Source organism: Pseudomonas sp. PNPG3 (assembly GCF_023093815.1).
GTDB lineage: Bacteria > Pseudomonadota > Gammaproteobacteria > Pseudomonadales > Pseudomonadaceae > Aquipseudomonas > Aquipseudomonas asiatica.
Genome location: NZ_JALLKV010000104.1, coordinates 1 through 6,606 on the forward strand (window position 1 = coordinate 1; position 6,606 = coordinate 6,606).

Genomic DNA, 6,606 nt, shown 5'->3' on the forward strand with positions numbered 1-6,606 from the left:
GGAGCCAGCGCCTTGCCGAGCTGGCCAATCCATGAGCCGCAAGTGATCGTTTCCATGAAGTGTCCTCGGTGGGCTGCATTGGTCGTGACGCTCGCTGCCGTGCACCTCCCGGACCAGGGGAGGGCGAACGCCACGACCGATGCAGCCTGGTGATGGGGAACCAGGTAGATCGGGCAGTTATCGTCAGGCTGACGCGGTGCTACTGCTGGGTGCGCAGTTCGTTGCGAGGCACCCATCCGCTGCTGGTCTTCACCATGCAGCCGACGAATGCGGCGTAGCGGGTGTCGCGCTCGGTCTGATGGCCGTACCAGGCGCAGGTCCCGTAGTCGATGCCGCGCATGACCAGCCACACGACGGCGGCGGCCATGATTGCGAACGATCCGAATCGGATCACAGGTAGTCCTTCAAGCTGAGGCCCATCAGCTTCGCCGACTTCTCAAGGACGGCCATTTCCTTGTCGTCGATGTCGCCCGAGGCCTCGGCGATGGTCAGCATGACGTTGATGACGATGGCCGCTTCTTCCGGCGAGTGGGCCAGGTCCTTCAGCTCCTTCTCGGCGTTCATGCGCAGGATGCGATGGCCGCCGTCGTGGAAGTCCTTCTCGGCGCGGTCCATGGTGTTGGACAGCTCCGGTCCGAAGCCCTTGAGCTGAGGCGTGTTGGCGATCAACTTCTCGGTCTTCTTGATCTCGTCTTCGCCGATCTCGCCGTCGGCAGCGGCGACGTAGAAGGCGCCGTAGACGATCGCCTGCATCAGGTCGCGGTTTTGAACCACCTGCATCGCAGCGCGGGCTTCACGACCTTTCTTGCCGAACAGTTTTCCAAGCATGGGGTGTTGCTCCGTGGGGTTGATTTCCCGTCTGGCCCTGTCGCCAAGGCCAGCCAGTGAAATCTGACACCGCTCAGTCGACGCCGATATTCCCGCCACCGGGCTTCGCGATGGTCTTCAGCATCTCGCGCTGCAGTTCGCCGATCGCCCAGGCGGCAGCCATCACGGCTACGTCTCGGCACATCGCGCCTTTCACATCGAAACCCTCAATGCTGATGCCGTCTTTGGTGATGGTCACTCGCCCAAATTTCTGAATTTTCATCTCGTCATCGGTGCAGTACATGCTGCCCTCCAGGGCGGTTGATTTCCCAACAGCCACTTGTGGGAATGGCTGCGAGTGAAATCTTCAGGCCTCAATGAGGCCTAGCTGGCATTGAACTTCGGTGACCGCTTCATCAGGTTCGCAGCCGTCGCAGTACAGGTCGTGGAGCCATTCTTCGGCATCATCCTGGTCATCAACTATGTAGCGGCTGAGGATCTGGCGGGCCTGTGCGATCCAGCGGTTCCAGGCGCGGTCTTGAGCGCCTTCGCGGCATTCATCGGCCGCCATGGTTGCCATGTTGAACATCGTGAATCCCTCCGGTTGATTTCCCTGATGCCCCTCACGGGAAGGGCATCGAGGAAATCGGTGTTGCTGGCCCCGCTCAGCTACTGGCGTGTTGCGGGGCGTTCCGCACTTACTGTCGGATGGCGTCACCGCCTCAGATGGCAGCTCCGCACTCTATGGTTTGGTCTTGGGCTTCCCTCGCTGAGCCTTCAATCTGAATACGGCTCAGGTCATGGGGCATCGTGTTGCTCCGCGCTTGAGTGCAGCCCTTTGGCCGACTGAGTAGGGCACGTATGCGCGGATTGCCGACCCGTTTTGTCGGCTGGGCTTAATGCTTCATTGGCAGGTTCCTCCTATGGTTATTTGTTCTCCGCCACACAAGTTGCGAGTCATCTCTCACCGGCGTCGCACATTTCGTGTTCGATGCTTTTCCAGTTTGTATGCGTGGCTTCGCGTGCTCGCATGAGGGAGCACGGCAGCTATCCAGAGGCTGCATGGACGACGGTTTAGCTTTCTCACCACCGGATTGGCCGGTACGTCGTAGGGTCACGTCTGGTTGTGTAAAGAGCGGTTGCCCGGAGGGGCATTCGAAGGCTATGTGGCCGTCGACGAAGTCAAATATCAACCACTGGTTGATTAAAGTCAACAACCTTGAGTTGATATTTTTCCGTGGCCCACAAAAAAGCCCGCACAAGGCGGGCAAAGGAGGGAACTTGAAAATCAGTCTTCAGCGGGAACGGTCCAGGCCAAACGCACCGAGCCATCGTCGCGCTGGGCTAGGGTCACGTTGTCGTTCTCGGCCACCTCATCCAAGAAGCGCTCCCAGTCAGCAGGCGCTTCGTGCTCTTCCTTTGCGATCACTACCGATCGGGCCTTCTGCGCTGTCGGTGAGTTGATGATCTTCTGGATGCGCGCACCCATCATTTCGTAGGGCGTCGGCGGGGTAGGGGCTTTCGATTTCGACTGCTGCTTGGCCATTGTGGAGCGCTCCGTTTACTGTATGAATAAACAGTATTTTATCTATCGGTAAATGGCAATACTGGATGGAGCACATTTGTGCTCTTTTTGGCGGGCGCGCATAAAAAAGCCCACCGAAGTGGGCAGAGAGGGATCTTTAGCCTGGTCAGCTCAATCTGTTTCGTCGCTCTGGCCTTCGGGTTTCCACCTAGCGATTAGGTCCACCAGCAGCTCGGCTATGGCGTCGCTGTTATCCGAAAGCACTTCAAGATGCTCGCTTATCCGCTCGGACGTATCAGTCGACCCCCGCTGGTCGATCCAGATTCCAATCTCCTCGATTGCAGCACCGAGAGCATTGATGTTTTGGTTTAGTCGGCTGAGCAGGGCTGGGGTCGGATCATCTGGAAGGTCGGTCATGGCGTTTCCTCGTGCTGATGAGGAGAGCCTAGCAGGCAAAGAAAAGCCCGCACTGCAATGCGGGCTAACGTAGGGAAATCGGATGAGCCTTCACTGTGCAGGGCAGGGCGTGAAAAAAGCGTGAAGGCATGAAAAAGCCTGCCGAGGCGGGCTTTGGGAGTCGTCACGCTTGGGCCGTTAAATCTGCGAGTAGATCTTCCTTCGTCATTTTTGAAAGGTCCGCTCGCTGAGTTTTAAGGTTTTCCAATAGAAAATCGTTTGTGAGGTTGAATTCATCAAAAATTCGTGGCCAATGCTTAATATAGGCTTTGACTTTTGCCGTCTTCGTAATTATTCCAGGTTCGCCGTGGGATTTATTCGACTCCAGGCGCTGCCCAATATTAAACGCCTCAGCAGATATAGTTCGTCCAATTAATATCAGCTCAAACCTAGTGAGGTCGCTCTGGAATGCTGGATATTTACTTATGATAGATGCATATTGATCTAGTTGCTGAAGGTGCTTGTCGTTGAGGGCTACACCCGGCCTTTTAATTTCGACAATTACACACCGATAATATTTATCCCCATTTGGGTCGTATTGAGGCTGGCGTCTGACTAGGAGCAAATCAACTTGCTTTTTAGCACCCTCGACTGTTACGCCGCTTGCCAAATCCCCAACATCAACATCTTCAATGTTTTTTATCTCTTTTCTAAGGCTTTCAGCAGCCTTCGTGAAACTGTCCTCTTCCGCCCCTAATATTTCATAGGAGGCACCAAAGAGCCAAGTATTATTTTCTATAATGCCTTGAAGGTGAGGGGTTTCAAGAACGTCTTTGTAATGCACGTCCATGATTTCCTTGATCTGCTGGATTGCAGTCTCGCGCTTCTGGAGAACCTCGATGGTATTGACGATATTCTCGAGCTTGGTTTTGTTAATCTGGTTGGCAAAAGTCTTCATAGTGGCAGCATCCAAATCGAGAATACTCTCGATGATGTCAAATATGCCACTATTTTCGTTTGATACAGCGAGCCTGTCCAATAACCGAATTATTACTCGACGTTGCTTTTTATTACTTCCGACAAATAGCGTCGGCTCTTTGATTATCACGCTTTTGATAATTTCTTTGACATAGCTTAGACGCCAAGTTCTCTCTGCGCTCCCAAGCTCGGGATGAACAGGGAAGTCACCCTCGGACTCGTATCTAGCCACCTGATCCTCTGCTTGGCTTATCAAAAACGAGGCATAGTTTTCAGCTATGAATGATTTTATTTTTCTATCTAGGCTGCGGCCAAGCTTGCTCTGTAGGAACGAGTTAATTGGCTCCGACAGGGAATCGGAATTCGGAGTATAACGTTCAAAATAAGGTGAGTTGACATAAATGCTGATATAGTATTCGGGCTTTTTATTTCCTGAGCTATGCATTCTGTGCAGTACTTTGCCGTCATTGGTTACGAAGTACGTATATGACTTGTCATTTCCGGGTTTTTCTTTCCATCGAATCAGTCGTACATCAAAGCTGGCGACTTCAAGGTCGATAGATGTCTTGAATTCAAGATGCTCCTGGGGCAGGATTTTTATATCATTAAGAAGTAGTGACTTGTGCGGCCTTAAAATAAGGTGGCCGCCAAATTCTTTGCTAAAATCACTGACCAAAGAATCGGTGGGGGGTAGATTGGTTGTGAAATTTTTTAATTCAACGCATGTGCCGCTGGTGCAATGGGCTAGTAGCGGGTGTATATCCTCTGAGTTTATTTGCTTTCCCGAAACCTTGCTCAAATTTGAGCTGGTAATGGTTATTAATGCATCTTCTCCATGATGCCTAGTGTACCACTCTGCGTGGTTGCAAATTTTACTAAAGGCTAGGCGCCCTCGACCTTGTGAGCCATGGGTGTCATAAGAAGAAGTTTTCAGAGAGTCATTAAATCTCTTAAAGTTATTAGAGGATTCTCTAAATTCAATTCCTGAACCATTATCGAGTACTGTCAAATATTCGGTGCCGCCGGCAGTTGTCTCGGTAATGGATACCTGAACTTCAGAAGCTCCAGCATCAAAACCATTCCAAATTAATTCAGCTATAGCCTGCCAGGATTTGACATTCTTGAAATGCTTGGCTATGCCTTCGTGGGTGATAGCATTAGAGCCTGAGAAATCGTATAAGGAGAATTCCTTTTCCACTAAAATCACCATGCATAATCAGTGAGACTATAAAAGTTTCGAGATCCACCCCAGCAGCACCTGCGCCTGGATGTTGGCCTCGTTAGGCATCACGCAAAATCGTCCCCGCCCTCACCTCTTCCCCATATCCCACCAACCGACCCTCCCCAGCCTGCATCACCTGGCAGATCCTAATCACTGCCTGGGCGTCATGCTCGTTTCCGGCCTGGCTCAGGCGCTCGGCTATCCGCATCAGTTCGACAGCAGACCATTTGAGGTCCGATGCCAGGCCTTGAAGGTCGCGACGGAGCTCTTGATTGGGCTTGCTCAGGGTCATTCCTTTGTCCTTGTCACTCGACCTGCTTTCACTTCTTTCCCATGCCCCGTGAGTCGATCCGCCAGCTCATGCAGCTTTTCGACGCGCTTCATCGCTGCCAAGAAGTCAGCCTCCTCGTAACCCTGGGCCTTGTGGAAAATCTCCAGTGCGGCGCTTTCTAGGGCGAATGCTGCGTCTTTGAGATCTCGGCGCAGCTGCTGGTTGGGCTTAGTGAGGGACATGGCGATTCCTCAGAGGCGGCACATAACCTTGCTAGGACCCAGAATGGCACCGACATAGTGGATCTTCTCGATGTCGGTCCAGGCAATCGTCCGGCGTTCATAAGCTGAGTTCACCGACATCACGCTCACGCCATCCTCGCTTTCGAAAAGAAGCTCTTTGACCATGCTCTGTCCATCAGTGGTGGTCACCATCACGTATTCGCCTGGAACAAGACGATGGTTGGGCTCGCACACGGCCACCCAACCGCTGCGAATTGCTGGGGCCATTGAGTCGCCTTTGAGCCGCAGCGCGTAGGCATCTTCGTCCCGGGTCCAGGTTTCAACCCAGCCATCCGAGTTATCCAAGCCAAGCCAGTAGCCATCGTTCCCAAGCTGGGCCGTACCCATAATCTCGATCCTTCGAGGTGCGGTGGTAATGGGAGGACCGGGCTCGACATTGCCACTTAGGCTTGAGGAATTTCCCGCTGGTTCGCCCATGCTGGCCATTTCGCCTCTGCCGTACTCGAGCCATTCCGGCCGGACTTTTAACCAGTCAGCCAGCGGCAAGAGCTTGTCAGCCTCAGGAAGTGAGTCGCCATTCAGCCATTTACCAATGGCTGTCGTGGAGGCCGTTTTACCTCTCCTTTGCAACTCTTTTTTTATGTCGACTGCTCGCCCCCGCAGCCGAACGTCGGCACGGTCACAGGCTTTCCGCAGTCGGGCCGCGAACTCAGCGCGGATTTTCTCTATTTCAACCATTGGTTGATCGTCTCATATGCTTGCATCAACAGTCAGTTGATCTGTAATATCAACCGCAAGTTGATAAAGGAGTCGGCAATGAACGCCGTTCACACCGCAATCGAAAGCGCCGGCGGACCTATTGCAGCAGCTGCCGCCTGTAGCGTCAGCCGGCAATCCGTAGACAAGTGGATCGCCAAAGCTCGCTTGCCCCGCACCGAGTACACGGGCGAAACGAGCTACGCAAAGGCCCTAGCAAAAGCTGCTGCGGAAAATGGAAGGCCGTTCGATGTCGCCTGGCTGCTGGCCAATGCATCCCCCAGCAAGCCCGCCGGCTAACCCATTCCAGCCGCAAGACTGCGCCGGCTGGTGCGCCTCGAATTATCTGCTTGATGGCGCTATGCCAGTAGATGGCCAAAACACCTGTGAATGTAACCAGTAGGAGAGA

Annotated in this window: 11 protein-coding genes; 1 reads left to right on the forward strand and 10 read right to left on the reverse strand. The window is 53.3% G+C overall.

All coding sequences use genetic code 11. The annotated features are described in order from the left end of the window. Positions 1-199: 199 nt before the first annotated feature. The 10 genes from MJ643_RS29965 to MJ643_RS30010 form a co-directional block, all read right to left on the reverse strand. Positions 200-394 (reverse strand): hypothetical protein, encoded by a 195-nt coding sequence (locus tag MJ643_RS29965; protein WP_247727232.1) that lies wholly within the window; start codon positions 392-394, stop codon positions 200-202. Then, positions 391-828 carry a tellurite resistance TerB family protein gene (locus MJ643_RS29970; protein WP_103469392.1) on the reverse strand — a complete coding sequence of 146 codons (438 nt, stop codon included), beginning with the start codon at positions 826-828 and terminating at the stop codon, positions 391-393. Before MJ643_RS29970 ends, MJ643_RS29965 begins: the two co-directional genes overlap by 4 nt. Before the next feature lie 73 nt (positions 829-901). Continuing rightward, positions 902-1,111, reverse strand: a complete 210-nt coding sequence (locus MJ643_RS29975; protein WP_196184404.1) for a hypothetical protein — start codon at positions 1,109-1,111, stop codon at positions 902-904. Positions 1,112-1,174: 63 nt separating this feature from the next. Next, on the reverse strand, positions 1,175-1,396 hold the full coding sequence (locus MJ643_RS29980) for a hypothetical protein (protein WP_247727053.1): 222 nt from the start codon (positions 1,394-1,396) through the stop codon (positions 1,175-1,177). 699 nt (positions 1,397-2,095) lie between these two features. Then, complete coding sequence (locus tag MJ643_RS29985; protein ID WP_247727233.1) at positions 2,096-2,353, reverse strand: DUF1654 domain-containing protein; 258 nt, start codon at positions 2,351-2,353, stop codon at positions 2,096-2,098. Between the two features lie 150 nt (positions 2,354-2,503). Continuing rightward, positions 2,504-2,749 carry a hypothetical protein gene (locus MJ643_RS29990; protein ID WP_047934811.1) on the reverse strand — a complete coding sequence of 82 codons (246 nt, stop codon included), beginning with the start codon at positions 2,747-2,749 and terminating at the stop codon, positions 2,504-2,506. A gap of 163 nt (positions 2,750-2,912) precedes the next feature. After that, positions 2,913-4,904: an ATP-binding protein gene (locus tag MJ643_RS29995; RefSeq protein WP_247727234.1), complete on the reverse strand. Its 1,992-nt coding sequence runs from the start codon at positions 4,902-4,904 to the stop codon at positions 2,913-2,915. An 82-nt stretch (positions 4,905-4,986) separates the two neighbouring features. After that, complete coding sequence (locus MJ643_RS30000; RefSeq protein ID WP_247727235.1) at positions 4,987-5,220, reverse strand: hypothetical protein; 234 nt, start codon at positions 5,218-5,220, stop codon at positions 4,987-4,989. After that, a complete protein-coding gene (locus MJ643_RS30005; RefSeq protein WP_247727236.1) occupies positions 5,217-5,441 on the reverse strand; it encodes a hypothetical protein in 225 nt (74 codons plus the stop codon). Before MJ643_RS30005 ends, MJ643_RS30000 begins: the two co-directional genes overlap by 4 nt. Positions 5,442-5,450: 9 nt before the next feature. Then, positions 5,451-6,179, reverse strand: coding sequence for a LexA family transcriptional regulator (locus MJ643_RS30010; protein WP_247727237.1), 729 nt, complete (start codon positions 6,177-6,179; stop codon positions 5,451-5,453). A 78-nt stretch (positions 6,180-6,257) separates the two neighbouring features. On the opposite strand from MJ643_RS30010, the gene MJ643_RS30015 reads away from it, so the two are divergent. Then, the gene (locus MJ643_RS30015) at positions 6,258-6,497 is read left to right on the forward strand and encodes a hypothetical protein (RefSeq protein WP_247727238.1); all 240 of its coding nucleotides are present in this window, start codon (positions 6,258-6,260) and stop codon (positions 6,495-6,497) included. Positions 6,498-6,606 lie beyond the last annotated feature (109 nt).

What these genes read in the sequence shown, in the direction of transcription:
- MJ643_RS29970 (WP_103469392.1), bottom strand. Translation starts at nt 828, where the DNA reads ATGCTTGGAAAACTGTTCGGCAAGAAAGGTCGTGAAGCCCGCGCTGCG.
- MJ643_RS29975 (WP_196184404.1), bottom strand. Translation starts at nt 1,111, where the DNA reads ATGTACTGCACCGATGACGAGATGAAAATTCAGAAATTTGGGCGAGTG.
- MJ643_RS29980 (WP_247727053.1), bottom strand. Translation starts at nt 1,396, where the DNA reads ATGTTCAACATGGCAACCATGGCGGCCGATGAATGCCGCGAAGGCGCT.
- MJ643_RS29985 (WP_247727233.1), bottom strand. Translation starts at nt 2,353, where the DNA reads ATGGCCAAGCAGCAGTCGAAATCGAAAGCCCCTACCCCGCCGACGCCC.
- MJ643_RS29990 (WP_047934811.1), bottom strand. Translation starts at nt 2,749, where the DNA reads ATGACCGACCTTCCAGATGATCCGACCCCAGCCCTGCTCAGCCGACTA.
- MJ643_RS30000 (WP_247727235.1), bottom strand. Translation starts at nt 5,220, where the DNA reads ATGACCCTGAGCAAGCCCAATCAAGAGCTCCGTCGCGACCTTCAAGGC.
- MJ643_RS30005 (WP_247727236.1), bottom strand. Translation starts at nt 5,441, where the DNA reads ATGTCCCTCACTAAGCCCAACCAGCAGCTGCGCCGAGATCTCAAAGAC.
- MJ643_RS30010 (WP_247727237.1), bottom strand. Translation starts at nt 6,179, where the DNA reads ATGGTTGAAATAGAGAAAATCCGCGCTGAGTTCGCGGCCCGACTGCGG.
- MJ643_RS30015 (WP_247727238.1), top strand. Translation starts at nt 6,258, where the DNA reads ATGAACGCCGTTCACACCGCAATCGAAAGCGCCGGCGGACCTATTGCA.